At 70.1% G+C, this 22,840-nt stretch carries 20 protein-coding genes; 15 read left to right on the forward strand and 5 right to left on the reverse strand.

Annotated elements, in window-relative coordinates; translation table 11 throughout:
- Positions 1-74 precede the first annotated feature (74 nt).
- Positions 75-1,040 (forward strand): methylenetetrahydrofolate reductase [NAD(P)H], encoded by a 966-nt coding sequence (gene metF, locus OYT95_RS33310; RefSeq protein WP_052032831.1) that lies wholly within the window; start codon positions 75-77, stop codon positions 1,038-1,040.
- On the opposite strand, the gene OYT95_RS33315 is transcribed toward metF, so the two are convergent.
- Genes OYT95_RS33315 through OYT95_RS33335 form a run of 5 tightly spaced genes read right to left on the reverse strand, consistent with a single transcriptional unit; the run spans position 1,033 to position 5,926 of the window.
- The gene (locus OYT95_RS33315) at positions 1,033-2,193 is read right to left on the reverse strand and encodes a glycosyltransferase (protein WP_037226630.1); all 1,161 of its coding nucleotides are present in this window, start codon (positions 2,191-2,193) and stop codon (positions 1,033-1,035) included. The genes metF and OYT95_RS33315 overlap by 8 nt on opposite strands.
- The gene (locus OYT95_RS33320; protein WP_037226631.1) at positions 2,190-2,903 is read right to left on the reverse strand and encodes an LppM family (lipo)protein; all 714 of its coding nucleotides are present in this window, start codon (positions 2,901-2,903) and stop codon (positions 2,190-2,192) included. Before OYT95_RS33320 ends, OYT95_RS33315 begins: the two co-directional genes overlap by 4 nt.
- A 31-nt stretch (positions 2,904-2,934) precedes the next feature.
- Entirely contained in the window at positions 2,935-3,747 is an 813-nt protein-coding gene (locus OYT95_RS33325) for a carotenoid biosynthesis protein (protein WP_037226632.1), read from the reverse strand.
- Complete coding sequence (locus OYT95_RS33330; RefSeq protein WP_037226633.1) at positions 3,744-5,318, reverse strand: phytoene desaturase family protein; 1,575 nt, start codon at positions 5,316-5,318, stop codon at positions 3,744-3,746. Before OYT95_RS33330 ends, OYT95_RS33325 begins: the two co-directional genes overlap by 4 nt.
- Complete coding sequence (locus tag OYT95_RS33335; protein WP_037226634.1) at positions 5,315-5,926, reverse strand: GNAT family N-acetyltransferase; 612 nt, start codon at positions 5,924-5,926, stop codon at positions 5,315-5,317. Before OYT95_RS33335 ends, OYT95_RS33330 begins: the two co-directional genes overlap by 4 nt.
- Positions 5,927-6,099: 173 nt before the next feature.
- Here OYT95_RS33335 and OYT95_RS33340 point away from each other — a divergent pair, with 173 nt between their 5' ends.
- The 14 genes from OYT95_RS33340 to OYT95_RS33405 all read left to right on the forward strand — a co-directional run bounded on the left by OYT95_RS33340 (position 6,100) and on the right by OYT95_RS33405 (position 22,827).
- Positions 6,100-6,564: an SAV_6107 family HEPN domain-containing protein gene (locus tag OYT95_RS33340; protein WP_255221325.1), complete on the forward strand. Its 465-nt coding sequence runs from the start codon at positions 6,100-6,102 to the stop codon at positions 6,562-6,564.
- Between the two features lie 232 nt (positions 6,565-6,796).
- Positions 6,797-7,225 (forward strand): DUF3040 domain-containing protein, encoded by a 429-nt coding sequence (locus OYT95_RS33345; protein ID WP_037226637.1) that lies wholly within the window; start codon positions 6,797-6,799, stop codon positions 7,223-7,225.
- 493 nt (positions 7,226-7,718) lie between these two features.
- A complete protein-coding gene (mraZ, locus tag OYT95_RS33350) occupies positions 7,719-8,150 on the forward strand; it encodes a division/cell wall cluster transcriptional repressor MraZ (RefSeq protein ID WP_005247637.1) in 432 nt (143 codons plus the stop codon).
- Between the two features lie 196 nt (positions 8,151-8,346).
- Positions 8,347-9,363, forward strand: a complete 1,017-nt coding sequence (gene rsmH, locus OYT95_RS33355; RefSeq protein WP_037226638.1) for a 16S rRNA (cytosine(1402)-N(4))-methyltransferase RsmH — start codon at positions 8,347-8,349, stop codon at positions 9,361-9,363.
- A complete protein-coding gene (locus OYT95_RS33360) occupies positions 9,360-10,037 on the forward strand; it encodes a hypothetical protein (RefSeq protein WP_037226640.1) in 678 nt (225 codons plus the stop codon). Before rsmH ends, OYT95_RS33360 begins: the two co-directional genes overlap by 4 nt.
- Positions 10,034-11,884 carry a peptidoglycan D,D-transpeptidase FtsI family protein gene (locus OYT95_RS33365; protein ID WP_037226642.1) on the forward strand — a complete coding sequence of 617 codons (1,851 nt, stop codon included), beginning with the start codon at positions 10,034-10,036 and terminating at the stop codon, positions 11,882-11,884. Before OYT95_RS33360 ends, OYT95_RS33365 begins: the two co-directional genes overlap by 4 nt.
- Before the next feature lie 169 nt (positions 11,885-12,053).
- Positions 12,054-13,667, forward strand: a complete 1,614-nt coding sequence (locus OYT95_RS33370; protein WP_037226643.1) for a UDP-N-acetylmuramoyl-L-alanyl-D-glutamate--2,6-diaminopimelate ligase — start codon at positions 12,054-12,056, stop codon at positions 13,665-13,667.
- Positions 13,664-15,178, forward strand: coding sequence for a UDP-N-acetylmuramoyl-tripeptide--D-alanyl-D-alanine ligase (locus tag OYT95_RS33375; RefSeq protein ID WP_268790138.1), 1,515 nt, complete (start codon positions 13,664-13,666; stop codon positions 15,176-15,178). The genes OYT95_RS33370 and OYT95_RS33375 overlap by 4 nt, the downstream gene beginning before the upstream one ends.
- A complete protein-coding gene (mraY, locus tag OYT95_RS33380) occupies positions 15,175-16,254 on the forward strand; it encodes a phospho-N-acetylmuramoyl-pentapeptide-transferase (protein ID WP_005247625.1) in 1,080 nt (359 codons plus the stop codon). Before OYT95_RS33375 ends, mraY begins: the two co-directional genes overlap by 4 nt.
- A 4-nt stretch (positions 16,255-16,258) precedes the next feature.
- Positions 16,259-17,758, forward strand: a complete 1,500-nt coding sequence (gene murD, locus OYT95_RS33385) for a UDP-N-acetylmuramoyl-L-alanine--D-glutamate ligase (RefSeq protein WP_037226645.1) — start codon at positions 16,259-16,261, stop codon at positions 17,756-17,758.
- On the forward strand, positions 17,755-19,290 hold the full coding sequence (ftsW, locus tag OYT95_RS33390; protein WP_037226646.1) for a putative lipid II flippase FtsW: 1,536 nt from the start codon (positions 17,755-17,757) through the stop codon (positions 19,288-19,290). Before murD ends, ftsW begins: the two co-directional genes overlap by 4 nt.
- Complete coding sequence (gene murG / locus OYT95_RS33395; protein WP_268790139.1) at positions 19,287-20,435, forward strand: undecaprenyldiphospho-muramoylpentapeptide beta-N-acetylglucosaminyltransferase; 1,149 nt, start codon at positions 19,287-19,289, stop codon at positions 20,433-20,435. The genes ftsW and murG overlap by 4 nt, the downstream gene beginning before the upstream one ends.
- A complete protein-coding gene (gene murC, locus OYT95_RS33400) occupies positions 20,432-21,943 on the forward strand; it encodes a UDP-N-acetylmuramate--L-alanine ligase (protein WP_268790140.1) in 1,512 nt (503 codons plus the stop codon). The genes murG and murC overlap by 4 nt, the downstream gene beginning before the upstream one ends.
- Positions 21,940-22,827, forward strand: coding sequence for a cell division protein FtsQ/DivIB (locus OYT95_RS33405; protein WP_255221326.1), 888 nt, complete (start codon positions 21,940-21,942; stop codon positions 22,825-22,827). Before murC ends, OYT95_RS33405 begins: the two co-directional genes overlap by 4 nt.
- The last annotated feature ends 13 nt before the right edge of the window (positions 22,828-22,840 follow it).

The raw sequence follows: 22,840 nt of genomic DNA on the forward strand, positions 1-22,840 counted from the left end.
GCATTGCCCCGGGCACTACCTATGCTGGACGGGTGACATTCGATTCCGTCAGGGGGCGGGCCAGCGAAGGTTGGGTGACCCGCACTCCGTCCATCGTCGACCGGATCCGGTCGTCCAGCGACGGCCGGGTCCCCTTTTCCGTCGAGTTCTCGCCGCCGCGTGACGAGGCCGCCGAGGCTCGGCTGTGGCGTGCCGTCCGGGAGTTCGAGCGGCTGGGTCCGGCCTTCGTGTCCATGACCTACGGTGCGGGCGGGTCGACGCGCGACCGCACGGTCCGCGTCACCGGTCAGCTCGCCGAGGAGACCACCCTCCTGCCGGTCGCGCACCTCACGGCCGTGTCGCACAGCGTCGACGAACTGCGGTCGATGGTCGGCGCCTACGCCGACCGCGGAATCAGCAACATCCTGGTCCTGCGCGGCGACCCGCCCGGCGACCCGCTGGGCGAATGGGAGAAGCATCCGGACGGCGTCGAGTACGCCGAGGAACTCGTCCGGCTCGTCCGCGACCTCGGCGACTTCCATGTCGGCGTCGCGTCGTTCCCGGAGGGCCACTACCGCGCGCCCGATCTCGCGCACGACACCCGGTACCTGGTGTCGAAGCTGCGGGCCGGCGCCGAGTACTCGATCACCCAGATGTTCTTCGACGTCGACGACTACCTGCGGCTGCGCGACCGCGTGTCGGCGTACGACCCCGAACAGGGTGCCAAGCCGATCATTCCGGAGATCATGCCGATCACGTCGCTGCGGTCGGTCCGCCGCGTGCTCGAACTGTCGGGGTCGAGTCTCCCGGCGCACCTCGAGAAGCGTCTGGCCACGGCCGCCGGGGACGGTCCCGAGGAGAATCGCGCCGCCGTGCGCGAGATCGGCATCGACGTCGCCACCGAGATGAGTGAACGACTCATCGCGGAGGGTGCACCCGGCCTGCACTTCATCACGCTCAACTTCGCGCGCGCCACCAGCGAGGTCCTGGCCCGGCTCGGCGACAAGGTCGGTTCGGGTGTGGCGGATCCCGCCCCGGTCACCTCGGCGCGCGTCAGCTGAGCGTCCGCCCCTTCCACCGGGTGCGCCCGCGGCGGCGATTGCGGTGTGACGACACCGTCAGTGCCGTCACCGCGGCGACGGACAGCGGATGCGCGACCGCACCGGCCACGTCGGCGACGGTGAGTCGGTCACCACGTTCGAGTGCCCGAGCACACAGACGGGACGTCGTGGCCGCGAGATACCCCACCGCACCCCACCGGCGCACGCGTCCCCGTCCGGCCGCGAACGCGACCGGCGGCACGGCGAACGCCACACTTGCCGCACCGAGAACCGCCACGGTACCGAGGCGGGAGCCGAATGCCGTCCACAGCCAGCGGTCGTAACCGCGGCGCAGCGCATCGGCGTCCTCGTACATCCGGCACGACGCCGACCGGCCCGCCACGACCAGTGTGGTCGCGTGACCCCGCGTACGGAGCAGGCGCGCGATGTCGAGGTCCTCGGTCAGGCTGTCCGCGACGGCCCGGTGACCCCCGACGCCGAGGTACGCGGCGGAGTCGAAGACCATGAACTGCCCGCACGCCACGGCCGTCGACGGGCGCCGCGACCGGTTGGCCACGCCGACGGGCAGTGTCGCCGCCCACGACCACGCGAGCAGCGGCTGCACCAGGACCTCCGTCAGCGACCCCGTCTGCTGGAACGGCCACGGGCAGACCAGCGCCGCTTCGGACTCGCGCAGCGCGGCGCAGGCGGCGTTCAGTGCGCCCGGACGCAACCGCACATCGGCGTCGAGGAACACGAGTATCCCGCCGTCACCGCGGCCCTGTGCGAAGGCGTGCTCACTCACCCGATGGCAGGCCGCGGGTTTGCCCACCCAGCCCGGCGGCGGTTCCGCGGTTCCCCGCACCACGGAGAAGCGAGGGTCCGCGCCACACGCGGCTTCGGCGACGTCGGCCGTCCCGTCCGCGGAGGCGTCGTCGTAAACGAACACCCGCAGATCGTCGACGCCCCACTGTTCTCGCAGGTCGCCGATCAGGTTCGGCAACCGGTCACGCTCGTCCCGGGCCGGAATGCACACCGTGACCGGTTCGGTGATCGGGCGGGCCGCCGTGGGGAGCCGCGGGGCGCGGCACAGGTTGGCGACGGTGGTGGCGAGACCGAGAACCGAGATCAGGGAGCCGATCCGGACGACCCGCTCGATCGGCGGAGAGGTCACACCTCCGAGCGGTCCCGTCCGCGACCGCTGCCGATCACCGGATCCTTGTTGCGGGCCATCCAGGCCAGCGCACCGACGATCACCGCGACACCCAGCGTCACGCCGGCCATGATGCCCGCCCAGCCCGCGAAGCTGCGGGTGCTCGGGTCCGAGTAGCGCACCTCGGCGCGGATCGTCGAGGTGTCGCCGGCGGGAAGTTTCCACGACACGATGGAGTCGCCCTCGCGGGTGCCGTTGGTGGTGGCGACCCGCGCCGGGAAGGCGATCGTGAACTGCACGTCCGTGCCCTGGGCGGGCACCGAACTGAGATCGGCCTTCCCGTCGAGGGTCACGAGATCGCCGGTCCGCTGGAGCGAGATCTGGAAACTTCCGTTCGCCTGCTCCGACATGGTGCCGAGCTGTTGCACGTCGCCGAACGTGAGGTCGCTGAAGAACGCCTGGCTGCCGACGTACCCGTCCTTCTTGTACTCCTGGACGCGCACCTTGCCCGACAGCGAGTCGGGCGGAGTGAGTTGCGGGCCCTTGTCCTGATCGTTCGCCGGCACGGCGGCGGCCACGATCTGGCCGGACACCCGGTCGTCGGCGGACACACCCATCGACACCTGAACCCGCAGGCATCCCGCGAGGAGGGGCACGAGGAGGAGGCCGAGGGCCGCGAGGGACAAAGCCCTCCGCGAGCGGGTCGAGGTCGGAACTGAGGGCGGCTGCACAGTCGTATCGTGCCAGGGGAGTGGATCGGTGTCAGGCGTGAGGGTGCGTGTCGTGGGTCCCGGGTCGCCGGGCGCGCGGCCGAAGCAACGACACGAGCAGCGGAACTCCCAGGATTCCCATCGCCAACCACCCGTAGATCGCGGAATACCGCAACTCGGGTGCGCCGAGGAACACCGAGTGGGCCAGCGCCGAACCGAGCCACGTCCACAGGAACAACCCGATCGGGACACCGTCACGGTGCCGCGCCCCGGCGTCGAATCGACGGTCGATCCGGTCCACGGCGACGGCCATCACGGCCGCGACGACGAACCACCCGGCGTAGTTCGTCAGCGGAATGTGCTCGATACCGGGCAGGCCGGCGTCGGCGACACACCAGCGCCACTGCCCGTCCGCGACCATCTGCGGGTCGAGGTACAGGTCCCAGCCGACGACACCGATCGTCGTCAGCGCGATCCGCGTCAGCCGTCGACGCGGGCCGCGCGCGAGCACGGACGCCACGCACCACACCGGATAGAACCCGGCCGTCCAGGCGAACGGCACCACCAGAGGCACCCCCGCGAGAGCGGGCCCGAGCCGGTCGACGCTGTAGTCGTAGCAGCCGTAGGGGAAGCCGGTGGCCGTGCCGGCGACCTCCGAGCACAGACCGAGCCCCGCGGTGACGAGCACCAGACCCACCGTCCAGCGGGCACCCCGGGTCACGGCCGCGTGGGTGACGGACGCCGCGGCGAGCAGCGCGACCACGAGCACGGTGACGACGTCGCGGGTCCCGCCGTGCACCAGCGGGTAGACGATCTGCGCCGCGATCGCCGCGCCCGCGAGAAACAGGGGCAGGCGGGAGGTCATCGCCGTCGCCGCAGGCGTCCCAGGCCCCGCCGGTCGTCGTGGAGCGCGATGCGCGCGGCGCTCCGGCCGCTCGCGCCGGACACCCCGCCGCCCGGGTGGGTCGAGGCGCCGGTGAGGTACAGGCGGTCGGCGCCCGGAACCCGGTGCCCCGAGAGCTCGGGAAGGGGACGCCACATCATCATCTGGTCGAGCGACATCTCGACGTGCATGACGTTGCCGCCGAGCAACCCCATCTCGTCTTCGAGGTCCTGCGGTGACTGCACGTGCCGGTCGAGGACGGACTCACCGAAACCGGGTGCCAGCGCGTCGATCTCCGCGACGATCCGATCGGCTTCCGACCCGGCGAGGTCGCTCCAGCGTCGGCCACCGGTCAGCCGGTACGGCTGCCACTGCGACCACAGGGTCACCTGGTGCCTCCCCTCCGGTGCGATGGTGGGGTCGAGGCCGCTGAAGCTCATTCCCAGCACCGCGGGCCGCGGCGGGAGTTCCCCGGCGAGCGCCGCGCCGTGCGCGAGCCGCAGGTGCGCGCGATCCGAGACCAGCAGCTGGAGGCCATGGGTGACCGAGGCGTCGGGCGCACTCGGATAGTCGGGGAGGGCGTCGGTGGCCAGCCGCACCACCATCCCGATACCCGGGCCGACGCGGATGCGGCGACGCCACCGGTCGAGGGTCTGCGCATCGTACCCACCGCGCTCGAGCAGGCCGAGGGTGGTCAGCACGTGACACCCCGCGATCACCGCCCGTGAGCGGATCTCCCGGCCGGACGACGTCCGCGTCGTCCAGGAGTCGCCGTCGCGGCTCAGGGATACCACCGAGTCGCCGAGCGAGACGGTCCCCGAGTCGGCCCGCAGCCGCGAGGCGAGAGCCGCGGTCAGGGCTCCGCTGCCGCCGACGGCGCGGCCGGGCGGAACGGTGTGCATCAGGGCCGCGAATCCGACCATCGGCGCCGTCCCCGGCTCCGACATCGGCGGGCCGGACTGCGCGCCGAACCACGCGAGGGCGGCCTTCAGGCGCTCGTCGTCGAAGTACTCGTCGAGCAGTGCGTCGCCCGAACCGAGGAACTGCCGGGACAGGTCGCTGCCGCCGCCGCCCGTGTCGAGCCCCCAGAACGACGAGAGCAGCGCGGGACCGGTCGGCGGTTTCGAGAACGCGCGCATGACGCGTGCGCTGCGCGGACCCCACACCGACACGAACCGGCGGTACGCGTCGGCATCGGCGGCGCCGCAGGACTCCTCGATGGACCGGCACGTCTGTTCGAGGCTGCGGCGGAACACGATCCCCGGCCGATCCGTACCCGTGGGGGCGGGGGCGAACGCCCACGGATCGCAGTCGACGTACCGCAGGCCGTGCGCGCCGAGGTCGAGTTCCTCGACGATCCCCGTGTGGCGGACCATGATGTGCGCGGACGACCCGCGATCGACCTTGTACCCGGGGAAGCGTTCCACCGTGGACACCGCGCCGCCGAGCACGGTGTCGCGTTCGATCACCTCGACCGACCACCCGGACCGCGCGAGGTAACACGCCGACACGAGGGCGTTGTGCCCCGACCCCACCACCACGGCGTCGATCACAGGGGAAGCCCGCGTCCCAGCACGGCGAATGGCCGGTTGTCCCCGGCGAACCGGAAGTGGCGCAGGACATCTCTGAAGCCGAGGCGCCGGTACAGCCGCCACGCGCGGTTGTCCTCGTCCGCCACTTCCGGGGTGGAGAGCAGCACCCCGCGTTCCGGCCTGCGTTCTAGGAGGCGGAGCAGCAGGGTCTCGCCGAGCCGGTGTCCCTGGGCGTCCGGGTGGACGTGGAGTTCGGTGAGTTCGAAATAGTTGCCGAGGATCACGTCGATCTGGTCCCGGGTCCATCCCGTGTGGCGCAGGCCGGAACGGACCTGCTGATGCCACCACTGTTCGGGAGCCCCGCGGTAGCCGTAGGCGACGGCGACGAGGCGGGCGGCCGCGTTGTCGGCGGATCCGTCACCGGCCGGGACGAGCGCGCCGACGCCACGCCACCCCGATCGCTGCAGGTGCTCGTTCCACATCGGCGCCCGGTGGTATTCGGTGCCGTGGGGATAGCCCATGGCGGCGACGTAGATCGACAGCGCCTCGTGCAGGCGGTCGCGGAACTCGGCGGCCGAGAGTTCGACCACGAGCGGAGTCTGGTCAGCGTTCGTGTCGACCGGTCTCACCTTTCTCTTGACGACGTGTCGGTGGGTCCAGCTATATTGAATAGGTCGAACGCATGTTCGATAGCGGGGATCCGGCGATGCTCGAGGGAAGCGAGCATCGCCGGCCCCCGAACTCACGACCTGACTACGCCCGGCGGGGTGGTTGCACCGGGGTTTTGGAGGTGTTCGAAGTGATGACGAATCCGGTCACGGGACCGACCTCTGGGAACTCGCGCCGACCGGGTGACGTACGCAACCCGGCGTCCAGGCGGGGTTCGGTGCTGCTCGATCGCGCCGACGCGCTCCTCGCGCAATCGGTGGGGGCCGGTGGGCCGGCGGATCGATTCCACAGTGCGTATCTGGCCGCACTCCGCGGCGCAGGCGCAGTGCTGGCCGCCGTCGAGGGGACTGCGGCGGGGAGCAGACGGACACGAACGCGTAACGCCTGGGTTCTCATGGCCGACGCGGCGCCGGAATTCGGGAGCTGGGCCGACTACTTCGCCGGTCACTCGGCCACCCGCGCCGCGATCGAGGCGGGAATGTCGCGAACCCTCACCGATCTCGAGGCCGACGAGTTCTTCGTCGAGGTCGGGCGCTTTCTCCAGGCCGTCGAAGATCACATCGGACGTGGCGCAGGTCTCGATCTGCGGGCGTCGTAGCCGGCGACGGACCGGAAACGGCGGGAAAACGGTGAGGCGACCGCGACATTGCGGTGCCCCGAACGGGGTTCGGTGCGGGAGTCCGTAAGGTTGGCAGGGAACTCGTACGTGGAGTAGGTGGTACGGGGATCGAACTGCTCGTATTATTAAATCTAGGTAGCCGCCAAAGTCGGTTACCCACCGTCTCGCACCGTGAGGCGGTGGCCAACACTCCAGTGCCGGGGGAGGTACCGTGCCACTCTCCGAGCACGAGCAGCGCATGCTCGACCAGATCGAGAGCGCTCTCTACGCCGAGGATCCCAAGTTCGCCTCCACTGTGCGAGGCGGTCGCATGCGTGCGGCATCGAGTCGTCGTCGATTGCAGGCGGTGGCCCTGTTCGTTCTGGGGCTGGTCCTGCTCATCGCCGGCGTCGCCCTTCCGATCAAGCCGGGCGGTTTCCCCGTCATCAGCCTGATCGGCTTCATCGTCATGTTCGGTGCCGGAGTCCTCCTCCTGTGGGGTGGAGGAAAGAGCAAGTCCGGACAGTCCTCTCGTGGTGGCTCGACCACGCAAGGTGACACCGGCCGTGCCGAACGCGGTAAGCCCCGAAGCGGGCGCAAGAGTGGCGGATTCTCGTCGCGAATGGAAGACCGCTTCAAGAAGAGATTCGAGCAGGAGTAGTACGACCCGCTCGGCAGCACCAGTGGCGGCGTGGCATGTGATGTCACGCCGCCACTGCTGTGTCCGGGCCCGGTGCGGGGACGCCCGGGTGCGGTAGGCCAGGGTCGATCCGGTGGGGCCAGTGAACGCTTCCGCCCACGAATCCCCACCCGCACCCACCCCGTTTCCCCACTTTCCCCCCTCCGCTCCGCGATGAACCGCGAGGAGGGGGCGTCGCCCCCTCGCGTTGCGCTCTCACCTGGGCTTTTGGTGCATCTTGCGACGGTGTGCGGCAGAACCTGATCGGACGGTCCCGTGTCGGTGATCACGTCGGGAATTTTCCCCCACCTCCTTCAATAAGCGTTGACCAGCAAGTATTGGGCAAATTGCAGGACAACACGCCGTTATCCACCTTGTGGGTGGGGGAAAGTGGGGTACTGTGGTGCGCAGCGGGGAGCGAAGGTGAACCGCCCGGGCATACGGCGTTCGATATGAACGCGGTGGGAGGTGTCGAGTGTTTCTCGGTACCTACACGCCGAAGCTCGACGACAAAGGGCGGCTCACGTTGCCCGCAAAGTTCCGGGATGCGCTGGCGGGAGGGTTGATGGTCACCAAGGGTCAGGATCACAGCCTCGCGGTCTATCCCCGGGAAGAGTTCACCGCTCTCGCACGCAAGGCCGCGGCCGCGTCGAGAAGCGATCCGGAGGCGCGAGCCTTCGTTCGCGGACTGGCGGCAGGTACCGACGAGCAGCACGCAGATGCCCAGGGGCGCATCACCCTCTCGGCAGATCACCGTCGTTACGCGGGTCTCTCCAAGGACTGCGTAGTGATCGGTTCGGTCGATTTCCTCGAGATCTGGGATGCGCAAGCCTGGCAGACCTACGTCGAGGCGAACGAGGAGAACTACTCGCAGGCAACAGGAGTCGCGCTCGGCGAGATCGTCTGAGCGTGACCGCGCCCCCGCGAATGCCGCGAGGCCTCTGTCCGACGGAACCCTGACGCACTTCCCCAGCGCCAGGTTTTCATTTCGGGCAGGGACCTCGAAGCATTCGCCACGGCAACTGGCCGACAAGAGAAGTTCGAGCAGTGAACCCCGGCATCGGGCACTTCACCCGCACCACAGAGCAGGAGCCGGAGGGATCATGGTGGATCACGAGGGGGAAGATTCCTCGCCCGCCGATGGTTTCGGTCACATTCCGGTCTTGCTTCACCGCGCAGACGAACTGCTGGGCCCTGCCCTCACCGTGAACGACCCGCAGGGCGGGGGAGCCGTCATGATCGACGCGACCCTCGGTCTCGGCGGACATTCCGAGCACTTCCTGCGGACGTACCCCCAGCTGCGACTCATCGCCCTCGACCGTGATCCGCATGCGCTCGAGATCGCCGGTGGCCGGCTCGCGCCGTTTGCCGATCGCATCACGTTCGTGCACACCCGTTACGACGGCATCGAGGACGCGCTCACCGAGGCGGGCCTCCCCGCGCAGGAATCGGTGCACGGGATCCTCTTCGACCTCGGTGTCTCCTCGATGCAGCTCGACGAATCGGATCGGGGGTTCGCGTATTCGATCGACGCGCCCCTCGACATGCGGATGGACCCGACCACCGGCATCACCGCGGCCGAGGTCCTCAACACGTACAGCCACGGCGATCTCGCCCGCATCCTCAGCACGTACGGCGAGGAGCGCTTCGCGGGCAAGATCGCGTCGGAGATCGTCCGGCAGCGCGCGAAGGAGCCGTTCACCACCAGCGCAGCGCTGGTCGAACTGCTGTACCGCACCATTCCTGCGGCGACCCGCCGTACCGGGGGACATCCCGCCAAGCGGACGTTCCAGGCCCTTCGAGTGGAGGTCAACGGCGAGCTCGATTCACTGCGCGCCGCGGTCCCGGCTGCACTCGACGCGTTGACCGTCGGGGGACGCGTCGTGTTCATGTCGTACCAATCCCTGGAAGACCGGGTCGTCAAGCAGGAAATCACTCCCAGGTCGAAGTCGAAGAGCCCCGAGGGGCTTCCTGTCGAACTACCGGGGATGGGACCGGAGTTCCGGATCCTCACACGAGGGGCGGAGCGGGCGTCCGAACAGGAAGTCGAAGAGAACCCACGATCAGCCCCGGTGCGGTTGCGCGCTGCAGAAAGAATTGCCAGGAGGTCGGCGGCATGACGGTTCAGGTGAGTTCCACCGAGATGCGGCCCGCGCGGGCGGCCAACCGGACGGGCGCGGCTGAGCGGGCGTACAAGAAGCGCACCCAGCGCGCGGCCGTGCACAGTGGGTCCGCGATCGCCGTCTCCGGCAAGAACCGCACCGGCACGCTCACCGCCCGCATCCCGTTCGTGGCGACGATCCTCGTTCTGCTCGCCATGGGCCTGGCCATGACACTGCTGCTGACGACCCGGTCCGCCGAGGACTCGTACCAGCTGAGCGCCGCCCGCGCCCACAACCAGTCGCTGGCGGAGGAGAAGGCGGCGCTCCAGCGTGACGTCGAGACCGCCAACTCGGCCCCGAAACTGGCGGAGGAAGCCGCCAAGCTCGGCATGGTGCCCGCCAACGATCCCGCTCGACTCGTCGTCCACCCCGACGGCAGCGTCGAGGTCGTCGGAAAGCCGGCCCCGGCGTCGGGTGCCCCCGTGCCGCCGCTGGACGTCGCCGCCCCGCCCACCCAGCGCGGCAACGCCGTCGCGACCGCCCCGAACCGCGGGACGACGACGCAGTCGCCGCGCGCCACGCCACAGCCCGGCAATGGCACGGAGATCCAAGCGCAGGGTGAACAATTGGTTCCCGTGATCCCCTCGGCCACCGCTCCGACGACTGCTCCACCGTCCGGCGGTCGCCGGTGAGTCGAAGCGCACCGAGAAGTCGTCCCCGGCGCCCCAAGGGCGCCGGTACGGCGTCCTTTCCGTTCAGACAACGGTACGGACGCCTGGTGATGTTCTTGGCGCTCGGCCTCGCGGCCGCGCAGCTTCTGTGGATCCAGGTCATCGACGCACCACAACTGTCCGCGGAAGCGGCGAACCAGCGCACCACCACCGAGGTGGATCCGGCGCTGCGCGGATCGATCACCGACCGCAACGCCAACCCCATCGCATTCACGATGGAGGCGAAGGCCCTGACGTTCCAGCCCGCACGGGTCCGGAAGGAACTCGAGGAGGCGAAGGCCAAGAGCGACACCGCCCCCGACGTAGACTCCCGTCTCGACGCGATCGCGAAGGAGATCCACGACCGGCTCGGCGACGCCGCACCGGAGAAGGATCTGAAGGAGAAACTGCACGGCGACGACACGTTCGTCTATCTCGCGCGCAGCGTCGACCCCAACATCGCCGCGCAGATCAGCGACAAGTTCCCGGAGGTCGGACTCGAACGCCAGGACATCCGCGAGTACCCCGGCGGATCCCTCGCCGCCAACCTCGTCGGCGCCACCGGCTGGGACGGTCACGGACTGCTCGGCCTCGAGGACTCGCTCGACTCCACTCTCGCAGGCACCGACGGCTCCCAGACCTACGACCGGGGCTCCGACGGCGCGGTGATTCCCGGCAGCTGGCGTGACAAGCAACCGGCGGTGGACGGGTCGAGCGTCGAGCTCACCATCGACTCCGACCTGCAGTACTACGTCCAGCAGCAGGTGCAGATGGCCAAGGACAAGTCCGGTGCGAAGGACGCGTCGGCGGTCGTACTCGACTCCCACACCGGCGAGGTGCTCGCGATGTCGAACGACAGCACGTTCAATCCGGCGATCGGGGTGGGCAACAATCCGCGGACCGTGGAGATGGGCAACCTGTCGGTGAGCACGCCGTTCGAACCGGGCTCCGTCAACAAGATCGTCACCGCGGCGGCCGCGATCGAGTACGGGCTGACCACACCGGACGAAGTTCTCGAGGTCCCCGGCAACATTCAGATGTCGGGTGTGTCGGTGAAAGACGCGTGGGACCACGGGGTCGCCCCGTACACCGCCACGGGTGTGTTCGGTAAGTCCTCGAACGTCGGCACCCTGATGCTCGCCCAGCGCGTGGGGGAGGACCGCTACGCGGACATGCTGTCCAGGTTCGGCCTCGGCCAGCGCACCGACGTCGGGCTACCCGGTGAGAGCGCCGGCAGCGTCCCCAGCCGCGACCAGTGGTCGGGGGGCACGTTCGCGAACCTGCCGATCGGTCAGGGCCTGTCGATGACGCTGCTGCAGATGACCGGCATGTACCAGGCGATCGCCAACGACGGTGTCCGCATCCCGCCGCGCATCGTCAAGGCGACGGTCGACGCGTCCGGGAACCGGACGGAGACCGAGGCGCCCGAGGAGGTGACGGTCGTCAGCCCCCAGACCGCGTCCACGGTTCGCGACATGTTCCGGTCCGTCACCCAGAACGACACGGGCAACCAGCGAGGCACCGGGGTGCAGGCCGCCGTCGACGGGTATCAGATCAGCGGCAAGACGGGTACCGCCCAGCAGGTCGATCCCGCCTGCAAGTGCTACTCGAACTCGAACTACTGGATCACGTTCGCCGGGATCGCCCCGGCCGACAATCCGCGGTACGTCGTCGGAATCATGCTCAATGCGCCGACACGCAGCGCGGACGGCACAGGCGGCCAGTCCGCGGCACCGCTGTTCCACAACATCGCGTCCTGGATGCTGCAACGCGACAGCGTGCCGATGTCCCCGGACCCCGGACGCAGGCTGGTGCTGCAGGCCGATTGAGCGAAGGTCGGCCGAATCGGGTTCCGAGAGCTGTCGCGGTAATCTGACACGTCGGCCGTTCAGTGGACACGGACTTTTCCGTGGACGTACGGAACTGCCGAGGTAGCACGCTGTATCGATCCGTGCACTATGCCGTTGTCAGTGAGAGTCGACATCCGAGAGGAGCCCGGTGCCTGTTCCGTCCCGCCCGCAGTCGGCGTCAGTGGAGGTGAAGGTCACAGACAGCCTTCGCCCCGCCCAGCCGGTCCGTACCACGGTGAGCGCTCTGGCAGCGCTCGCCGGAGCGAGGGTCGAGGCACCCACCGGAACCGCCGAGCACGTGATCGTCACCGGGGTGGATCTCCGCGCCCAGGGGATCATCGAGGGCGATCTGTTCGCGGCCCTCCCCGGGGCCCGCGCGCACGGCGCGGCATTCGCCGCCGACGCTCTCGCACGCGGCGCGACCGCGATCCTCACCGACGAGGCCGGATTCGCGCTGGTATCCGCGCTGGGCTCCGACATGCCGGTGCTCGTCCACGACGACCCCCGCGGCGTCCTCGGTGAGCTGTCGGCCACCATCTATGGTCGACCCTCGGAGAAGATGCAGGTCATCGGCATCACCGGGACGTCGGGGAAGACCACGACCTCGTATCTCGTCGAAGCCGCCCTCACCGCCGCGGGGCGGACGACGGGTCTCGTGGGCACCATCGAGACCCGGATGAGTGGCCGCCGGGTGCCGAGCGCGCTGACGACCCCCGAGGCGCCGCAGCTCCACGCCCTGTTCGCCGTGATGCTCGAGCAGGGGATCGACACCGTCGTCATGGAGGTGTCCAGCCACGCGCTGTCGCTCGGCCGTGTCGACGGGGTCCGCTTCGATGTGGGCGCGTTCACGAACCTCTCCCAGGACCACCTGGACTTCCACCGCGACTTCGAGGACTATTTCGCCGCCAAGGCACGGCTCTTCGCGGCCGATTCGTCCGTCCACGCCCAGCACGCCGTCATCTGCGTCGACGACGTGTGGGGGCAGCGGATGGCCGACGTCGCCCGCGGCGCGCACTCGATGGTGACGACCGTCGCCACCACGCCGGAGAGCGAGGGCGCGGTGTGGACGGCAGGCCCGGCGACGGTGTCGCCTTCGGGCTCGCAGACCTTCGCGCTCACCACGGCCGAGGGCACGACGCTCGACGTGGAGCTCCGTCTGCCGGGGCAGTACAACGTCGCCAACGCGTCCCTCGCCGTCGCGCTGTGCGCGGCGCTGGGTGTCGATCCGCGCGACGCCGCCAGGGGCATCGCCGGGGTCGACGTGCCGGGCCGGGTGCAGCGGATCGACCGGGGGCAGGATTTCCTCGCCGTCGTCGACTACGCGCACAAGCCCGCAGCGGTCGAGGCCGTGATCGCGACGCTGCGCGAGCAGGTACGCGGTCGCGTCGCCGTCGTCGTGGGTGCGGGCGGCGATCGCGACGCAGGAAAGCGGCCACTGATGGGCGCCGCGGCAGCCCGCGGAGCCGACCTGCTGATCATCACGGACGACAACCCCCGCACCGAGGATCCGGCGAAGATCAGGGCCGCGGTCCGCGAGGGCGCTCTCGGGGTGCCCGAATCCGAGCGGGGACAGGTGTGGGAAGTAGCGGACCGAGCGAAGGCGATCGCCGACGCCGTCGGCTGGGCGCAGGCAGGCGACGTGGTTCTGGTCGCAGGCAAGGGACACGAGATCGGTCAGGAGATACACGGGGTGAAGTACCCATTTGACGACCGCGACGTACTGGGCGACGCGATCGAGCGACAGGTCGGAGGAGCGCGATGATTCCGATGACACTCGCTCGCATCGCCGAGATCGTGGGTGGCGAACTGCACGACGTCACCGACCCGTCGGCCGAGGTGACGGGAACGGTCGAGTTCGACTCGCGGAAGGTCACCGCCGGGGGACTGTTCCTGGCACTGCCCGGCGCCCGCGTCGACGGCCACGATCACGCGGCCTCGGCAGTCGAGGCCGGCGCGGTCGCGGTCCTGGCGGCGCGCCCGGTCGGCGTCCCCGCCGTCGTCGTCACCCCGACACCGAGCGACATCCCGAGCAAGGCGATGGCACTCGAGCACGACACCGACGGATCGGGCGCCGCCGTGCTCGCGGCCCTCGCGAAGCTCGCGCGCGCCTCCGTCGACGACCTCACCGCGAAGGGGCTCACCGTCGTCGGCGTCACCGGATCGGCGGGGAAGACGTCGACGAAGGATCTGCTCGCCGCCGTCCTGCGCCCCCTCGGCCCCGTCGTCGCGCCGCCCGGATCGTTCAACAACGAACTGGGCCACCCGTGGACCGCGCTCCGCGCGGACGCGGACACGGGATTCCTGGTTCTGGAGATGTCGGCCCGCGACCGCGGCCACATCGCCTCCCTCGCGAACATTGCGCCCCCGAAGATCGGGGTCGTCCTCAACGTGGGAACGGCGCACCTCGGCGAATTCGGTTCGCGTGAGGCGATCGCCGTCGCCAAGGGTGAGCTCGCGGAGTCGCTGCCCCCGGCGGACGAGGGTGGCGTCGCGATCCTCAACGCAGACGATCCGCTGGTGGCGGCCATGGCCCCGCGCACGTCGGCCCGGGTGGTCCTCGTCGGTCGGTCGGAGTCCGCGCACGTGCGGGCCACCGACATCGTGCTCGACGAGAAGGCAAGGGCGCGTTTCACTCTCACGGCGCCGGCGGGCAGTGTCGCCGTCGAGCTCGCCGTACACGGCGAGCACCAGGTCGGCAACGCGCTCGCCGCGGCGGCGGTGGCGCTCGAATGCGGGGCGGACCTCGAGCAGATCGCGCAGGCTCTCTCCGGTGCCGCCGCGGTCTCGGCGCGCCGGATGGACGTCCGCGACCGGCCGGACGGTGTGACCGTCGTCAACGATTCGTACAACGCGAACCCCGACTCGATGCGGGCGGCTCTGAAGGCGCTGGTGTCGATGGCCAGGACGGGCCGGGGGGCGGCGCGCCGGAGTTGGGCGGTGCTCGGAGAAATGGCCGAGCTGGGTCCAGAATCAGTGGTCGAACACGACGCCATCGGCAGATTCGCGGTCCGGCTGGACGTGAGCAGGCTGATCATCGTCGGAACCGGCAGGCCCGCCCGCGCCATGCACCAGGGTGCGGTCATGGAAGGTTCGTGGGGTGAGGAGTCGATCCTCGTCCCCGACATCGCCGGTGCGGTCGCATTGCTCGAAGCGGAACTGGCGCCGGGTGACCTGGTGCTGGTCAAGGCGTCGCAGTCCATCGGATTGTGGGAGGTTGCGGACACGGTGTTGGCGGGAAGCACGGGACAGAAGGGTTCGGAGGCTACGCGGTGAGACAGATCCTCTTCGCGGCGGGCATCGCGCTCGCCGTCTCGATTCTGCTGACCCCCGTTCTCATCAAGGCCTTCTCCCGTCAGGGGTTCGGCCAGGAGATCCGTGTCGAAGGTCCGGCGAGCCACCAGTCGAAGCGCGGCACCCCGACAATGGGTGGCGTCGCCATCCTCGCCGGACTGTGGGCCGGCTACTGGGGTTCGCACCTGATCGGCATCGGCTACAACGCGGACGGGCCGTCGGCTTCGGGACTGCTGGTTCTCGGTCTCACGACGGCGCTCGGCGGGGTCGGGTTCCTCGACGACTTCATCAAGATCCGCAAGCAGCGCAACCTCGGTCTGAACAAGACCGCGAAGCTCGTCGGACAGCTCATCGCGGCAGTGGCGTTCGGCATTCTCGCGCTGCAGTTCCGGGGCGCGAACGACCTCACCCCCGGCAGTGAGCACCTGTCGTACGTGCGTGACATCGCCACGGTCACGATGGGCTCCGTCGTGTTCGTCGCGTTCTGCTATCTGCTGGTGAGCGCGTGGTCGAACGCGGTCAATCTCACCGACGGACTCGACGGTCTCGCTGCCGGTTCCATGAGCCTGGTGCTGGGCGCGTACGTGATCATCACGTTCTGGCAGTACCGCAACGCGTGCGAGACGAGCCCCGGCAAGGGCTGCTACGACGTCCGCGATCCGCTCGACCTGGCCCTGATCTGCGCGGCCGGTGCCGGTGCGTGCATCGGGTTCCTGTGGTGGAACGCGGCGCCCGCCAAGATCTTCATGGGCGACACCGGTTCGCTGGCACTCGGCGGCATGCTCGCCGGACTGTCGATCACGACGCGCACCGAACTGCTGATGGTCGTGATCGGCGCGCTGTTCGTCGCCGAGGCGGCATCGGTGGTGATTCAGGTCGCGGTGTTCCGGTCGAGCCGAAGACGGGTGTTCCGGATGGCTCCGTTCCACCACCACTTCGAACTCGCCGGGTGGGCGGAAACCACGGTGATCATCCGGTTCTGGTTGCTGGCCGCCATCGCCTCCGCGATCGGGCTCGCGCTGTTCTACAGCGAGTACCTGGCAGCGATCGGGGGCTGACGACGTGGCAGAGGAACACGGCGGGCTCGACTGGTTGCGGGGTCGCAGCGTCCTCGTCGCCGGTGCGGGTGTCTCCGGCCGGGCCACCATCGAACCTCTTCGTGACCTCGGTGCGCTCGTCACCGTCACCGACGCGAACGTCGACGCTCTCGCCGAGTGCGCGCGGCTCGGCGCCGCGACCGTCCCGATCGACGATCTGCTCGCCGAGCGGGACCGGGTCGCCGAGTTCGCGCTGGTCGTGACGAGCCCGGGGTTCCGCCCGGACGCGCCGCTGCTCTCGCTCGCCGCCGGGGACGGGGTGCCGATCTGGGGCGACATCGAGTTCTCCTGGCACGTGGACCGGGCCGGGCTCTACGGCCCGCCCCGGCGGTGGCTGGTGGTCACCGGCACCAACGGCAAGACCACGACGACCTCCATGCTGCAGTCCGTCCTCGAGGCGGCCGAGTTGCCGAGTCTGGCCTGCGGCAACATCGGGTTGCCGGTACTCGACGCCCTGCGGCGGACCGAACCCCGGGCGGAGGTGCTGGCTGTCGAACTCTCGTCGTTCCAGCTGCACTGGGCGCCGTCGGTCCGGCCGACTGCAGGCGCGATCCTCAACATCGCCGAAGATCATCTGGACTGGCACGGCGGGATGCAGCCGTACATCGATGCGAAGGCCCGCGCCCTGACCGGTGAGGTCGCGGTACTGGGCCTCGACGACGAGGTCGCGTCCTCTCTCTTCTCCTCGTCCCTCGCCGTCCGGACCCTGGGTTTCCGGCTGGGTGTGCCTGCGCCGGGCGAACTGGGTGTCGAGGACGGGTATCTCGTCGACCGCGCGTTCGCGGATCGTGAGCGGCTGGCCCCGGCCGCGGGGATCACCCCGCCCGGGCCTGCCGGACTGATGGATGCCCTGGCCGCGGCAGCTTTGGCCCGGGCGATCGGAGTTCCGCCGGACGCCGTCGCCGCGGGCCTGGCCGCCCACGTCGTGGGCCCGCACCGTGCGGCACACGTCGCCGAGGTCGGGGGGGTGACGTTCGTCGACGACTCCAAGGCCACCAACCCGCATGCTGCTCGCCCGTCGATCCTCGCCCACGAGCGGGTGGTGTGGATCGCCGGTGGTCTGCTGAAGGGTGCGCGGGTGGACGACCTCGTTCGGGAGGTGGCCGGTCGTCTCGCCGGCGCCGTCCTGCTGGGCCGCGATGCGATGCAGATCGCAGAGTCCCTTGCGCGACACGCCCCCGAGGTTCCCGTGGTCACTGTCGAAACGGGAGACGATGCAGGTGTGAGTGCAGTCCCGCAGACCGCGACGCACCGGGTGGTGCTGCCGGCGGACACCGACAGCGACGCCGTGATGGGTGTCGTCGTGCGCGAAGCGGCTGCGCTGGCAACGGCAGGGGATTCCGTGGTCCTGGCGCCCGCGGCGGCCTCGCTCGACATGTTCGACAGTTACGGTCACCGGGGGCGCAGCTTCGCGGACGCCGTCGGCGGGCTCGACGAGTCGGACATCTCCAGGACGCTGCGATGACCTCCGCCGGAGCCCGCACCCGCCGCGTCCCCGAGGGACAGCGGTCCCCGGCCCGCGCGGCGGCCGGCCCCGGGGTGGCGAAGCGTGCACCGTCGAGTCCCCGCACGCGCACGGCACCTCCGCGCGGCCCACGCACCCGGATCGGGGCCTGGCTGTCGCGGCCTCTGGCGTCGTTCCACCTCGTGGTCACGATCGCATTTCTGCTGACGGTCCTCGGCCTGGTGATGGTGCTGTCGTCCTCGAGCGTCGAGGCCTACGCCTCCGACGGTTCGGCGTACACCCTCTTCACCCGGCAGGCGCTGTTCGCGGCTCTCGGACTCGGCCTGTTCTACGCGGCGCTGCAGATCCCGGTCCGGGTGATGCGCGCCCTGTCGTTCCCGGCCTTCGCGGTCACGATCATCCTGTTGGTCCTGGTCCTCATACCCGGGATCGGCACGGTGTCCCAGGGCACCCGCGGCTGGTTCGTCGTCGCCGGATTCTCGTTGCAGCCCGCCGAGCTCACCAAGATCGCGCTGGCCGTGTGGGGTGCGCACATCCTGGCGTCGCGGCGCAGCGACATCTCCAGTGTCCGGGACATGCTCGTTCCGCTGGTGCCGGCCGCGCTCGTCGCGTTCGTCCTGATCATCCTGCAGCCCGACCTCGGTACGACGGTGTCGCTGGCGATCATCCTGATGGCGCTGCTGTGGTTCGCGGGCCTGCCGCTGAAGCTGTTCATCGCCATCGTCGGCACCGGTTTCGGCGGGATCGTGATCCTCGCGCTCACCGCCGGCTACCGTTCCGCTCGCGTGCGCGAGTTCCTCAATCCCGGTTCCGACCCGCAGGGCATCGGGTACCAGTCGCGGCAGGCGATGTATTCGCTCGCGGACGGCGGGATCCTCGGACGCGGGCTGGGGCAGAGCCGCGCGAAGTGGAGCTACCTGCCGAACGCCCACAACGACTTCATCTTCGCCATCATCGGCGAAGAGCTCGGATATCTCGGCGGCGCCGCCGTCCTCGGCCTGTTCGGTCTGTTCGTGTACACGGGCCTGCGCATCGCGGCCCGATCCGCCGACCCGTTCCTGCGCCTGCTCACCGGAACGGCGACGGTGTGGATCACCGGACAGGCGTTCATCAACGTCGGATACGTGATCGGGTTGCTGCCCGTCACCGGTCTGCAGTTGCCGCTGGTGTCGGCCGGTGGAACGTCGACGGCCACCACACTGTTCATGTTCGGCCTCGTCGCCAACGCGGCGCGGCACGAACCGGAGGCGGTCGCGGCGCTGCACTCCGGGCAGGACGGCCCGTTCGGTCGTCTCCTGCGGCTCCGCAAGCCGGAGGCGTATTCGCCGGTGCGGGCCGACGCGGCGCGCGCCGAGGCGGTGCGCCGAGCCGAAGCCCGCCGGCGGGCCGGCCGCGAGATGGCCCCGCGGACCCGCAGCATCACATACGAGAAGGGCCGCCCCGAACGCGGCAAGGGCCGCACCCCCGAACGGGGTGCACGTCAACAGCGAAGCTCGGGTGGCCGAGCAGGAGAGCGAGGATTTCGTAGGTGAACGGCGACAAGTCCACCCTGTCGGTGATCGTGGCCGGTGGTGGTACCGCCGGGCACATCGAACCGGCTCTGGCAGTGGCCGATGCGATCAAGGCGATCGACGACACCGCGGTGGTGACCGCTCTCGGCACGGCGCGCGGCCTCGAAACCACCCTGGTTCCTGAGCGGGGCTACCCGCTCGAGCTCATTCCGCCGGTGCCGCTGCCCCGTAAACCCACCCTCGACCTGCTGCGGCTTCCGGGCCGGGTGCGCGCGTCGGTGCGCCGCACCCGCGAGGTGCTCGACGCGACCGGCGCCGACGTCGTCGTCGGATTCGGCGGGTACGTCGCGCTGCCCGCATATCTGGCGGCCGGCCGCGGACTGCTCCGCCGCAGGCGCCGCATACCGATCGTGGTGCACGAGGCGAACGCCAGCGCCGGGATCGCGAACAAGATCGGTGCCCGACGCGCCGCCCGGGTCCTGGCCGCGGTCGCCGGTTCCGGAGTCTCCGCGCGCGGCCGCTCGGACGCGGAGATCCTCGGGATCCCGGTCCGGGCATCGATCACCGGTCTCGACCGGGCCGCCCTGCGGGCGGAGGCACGCGCACACTTCGGCCTTCCCGCCGACGGTCCCGTGCTGCTCGTCTTCGGCGGTTCGCAGGGCGCGCGGTCGCTCAACGAGGCCGTGTCGGGCGCGGCGGAGTCGCTCGCCGCGGCCGGTGTGGCCGTTCTGCACGCGCACGGACCGAAGAACAGCCTCGACGTTCCCGCGACACCGGGCGGCCCGCCGTACCTGGCCGTTCCCTACCTGTCGCGGATGGATCTCGCCTACTCGGCCGCGGACGCGGTGATCTGCCGGTCGGGTGCGATGACGGTGGCGGAGGTGTCGGCGGTGGGACTTCCCGCGGTGTACGTGCCGCTGCCGCACGGCAACGGGGAGCAGGAACTGAACGCGCGACCGGTGGTCGCCGCCGGAGGTGGAATGATTGTCGCCGACGGAGACCTGTCCGCCGGATTCGTCGCGGAGACCGTGATAACGCTGCTGCGCGACCCCGCACAGCTCGAGGAGATGGGGCGACGTGCGGCCGGCGCGGGTCACCGTAGCGCAGCCACCGAGGTTGCGCGCATCGTGCTCGACGTGGCCGCGCTGACAAGGGGAACCCGATGACCGACCTGCCCGCGGAGTTGGAACGTGTCCACATGGTCGGGATCGGCGGCGCCGGAATGTCCGGAATCGCGCGGATCCTGCTGGCCAGGGGAGGGCAGGTGTCCGGATCGGACGCCAAGGAGAGCCGCGGCGTCCTCGCGCTGCGTGCCCGCGGCGCGCACGTCCGCATCGGCCACGACGCCGGCGCACTCGACCTCCTCCCCGGCGGCCCGACCGTCGTGGTCACCACCCACGCCGCGATCCCCAAGGACAACCCGGAACTCGTGGAAGCGGCCCGGCGCGGGATTCCCGTGATCCTGCGACCCGCGGTGCTGGCCTCGCTGATGCAGGGGCACCGCACCCTGCTGGTGTCGGGCACCCACGGCAAGACGTCGACCACGTCGATGCTGGTGGTGGCGCTGCAGCACTGCGGTTTCGATCCGTCGTTCGCGGTCGGCGGCGAACTCAACGAGGCCGGAACCAACGCCCACCACGGCAGCGGCGACGTGTTCGTCGCGGAGGCCGACGAGAGTGACGGTTCGCTGCTCCAGTACGAACCGGACGTCGTCGTCGTCACCAACGTCGAAGCCGACCACCTCGACTACTTCGGCAGCACCGAGGCGTACATCCAGGTGTTCGACGATTTCGCGGCACGTCTGTCGCCCGGTGGTCTGCTCGTCGCCTGTCTCGACGATCCGGGGTCCGCGGCGCTCGCGCAGCGGGTGGCGGCGCGGGGACTGCCCGGTGTGCGGGTGCTGGGATACGGCAGCGCCGAGTACGCCGACGGGGCCTTCGCTCCCGTCGACGGCGTCGAGGTCGGCGCGCGACTGCTGAGCTTCGAGGCCAGGGACGTCGGCGGAGTCCTGCAGTTCCAGCTGGCAGGCGAGCAGTCGCCGAGGACGGTCCGGATGGGTGTGCCCGGCAGGCACATGGCCCTCAACGCGCTGGCCGCTCTCCTCGCGGCCCGGGAGGCGGGCGCCGACGTGGACGAGATCCTCGAAGGCATCGCCGGATTCAGGGGAGTGCACCGCCGGTTCCAGTTCACCGGCCGCGAGCACGGGGTCCGCGTGTTCGACGACTACGCGCATCATCCGACGGAGGTGCGTGCCGTGCTCGGCGCCGCCGCCGATCTGGTGCGCCAGCCCCACGAGGCCGACCGCCGCGAATCGGAGGATTCGGTGCGCAGCGGCAAGGTCATCGTGGTGTTCCAGCCCCACCTGTATTCCCGGACAGCAACATTCGCGGAAGAGTTCGGGCACGCGCTCGACCTCGCCGACGAGGTCGTGGTCCTCGACGTGTACGGCGCGCGGGAAGAACCGCTCCCCGGCGTCAGCGGCGCCCTGGTCGCGCTGTCGGTGTCGAAGCCGGTGCACTACCAGCCGGACCTGTCGCAGGCGCCGCGGCAGGTCGCGGCGCTCGCGTCCCCCGGGGACGTGGTGATCACCATGGGTGCCGGTGACGTGACGATGCTCGGCAACCAGATCCTCGACGCTCTGCGTGCGGCTCCGCACCACCACCCGTCGCGATGACGCGGGAGCGTCGGGGCCGGTCCGAGCGGCCGGACCGCCCTGTCCGCCGCGACGTCCAGCGCAGTCCGCGGCCCGGGGGTGCGGCCGGTGCCCGCGCGGCGGCGAGCGATCGGACGTCCTCGCGCCGGCGCACCTCGACGGTCACCGACCCCGGAACCCGGCGCACCCGCGAATCGGCTTCGGCGGCACGGAAGTCCGCCGCGGTGGAGACGCCGCGGCGGCCGTGGTACCGGCGGCCGTCGGTGATGGGCGTCGTCGGCGTCGTCGTGGTCGTGGCCCTCGGTCTCGTCGCCTGGTTCACGCCGCTGCTGTCGGTGCGGGAGACGGACGTCGCGGGGGCGACGTCGATTTCCGGGGAGCAGATTCGCCAGGTGCTGGCGGTGCCGCAGGGGCAGCCGTTGCTGCGTGTCGACACGGAGGGTGCCGCTCAGCGGGTCGCCGCGATCCCGAAGGTGGCGTCCGCGCGCGTCCAGCGGGTGTACCCGTCCACCATCCGGGTGACGGTAACCGAGCGGGTGCCCGTCGTGTTCGTCGACAGCCCCGGCGGTACCCATCTCCTCGACGCGGAGGCCGTGGACTACGAGATCGCACCGCCGCCGCCCGGTGTGCCGCGTCTGGTGACGGAGTCGCCGGGGTGGGGCGACCCGTCGACGGAGGCGGCGATCGAGGTGCTGGAGTCGATGCCGCCGCAGCTGCGCGGTCAGGTGGGACAGGTTGCGGCGAAGTCGATTTCGGATATCTCGGTGACACTGCTCGACGGGCGGATCGTGGTGTGGGGCGGTACGGAGAAGTCCGAGCGCAAGGCTGCGGTCACCCTGCCGCTGCTCACCCAGCCCGGGCAGACCTACGACGTGTCGAGTCCCGACCTGCCGACGGTGCGGTGACGGGTGGTGACCC

The organism is Rhodococcus sp. JS3073, from assembly GCF_026810085.1.
GTDB lineage: Bacteria > Actinomycetota > Actinomycetes > Mycobacteriales > Mycobacteriaceae > Rhodococcus_F > Rhodococcus_F wratislaviensis.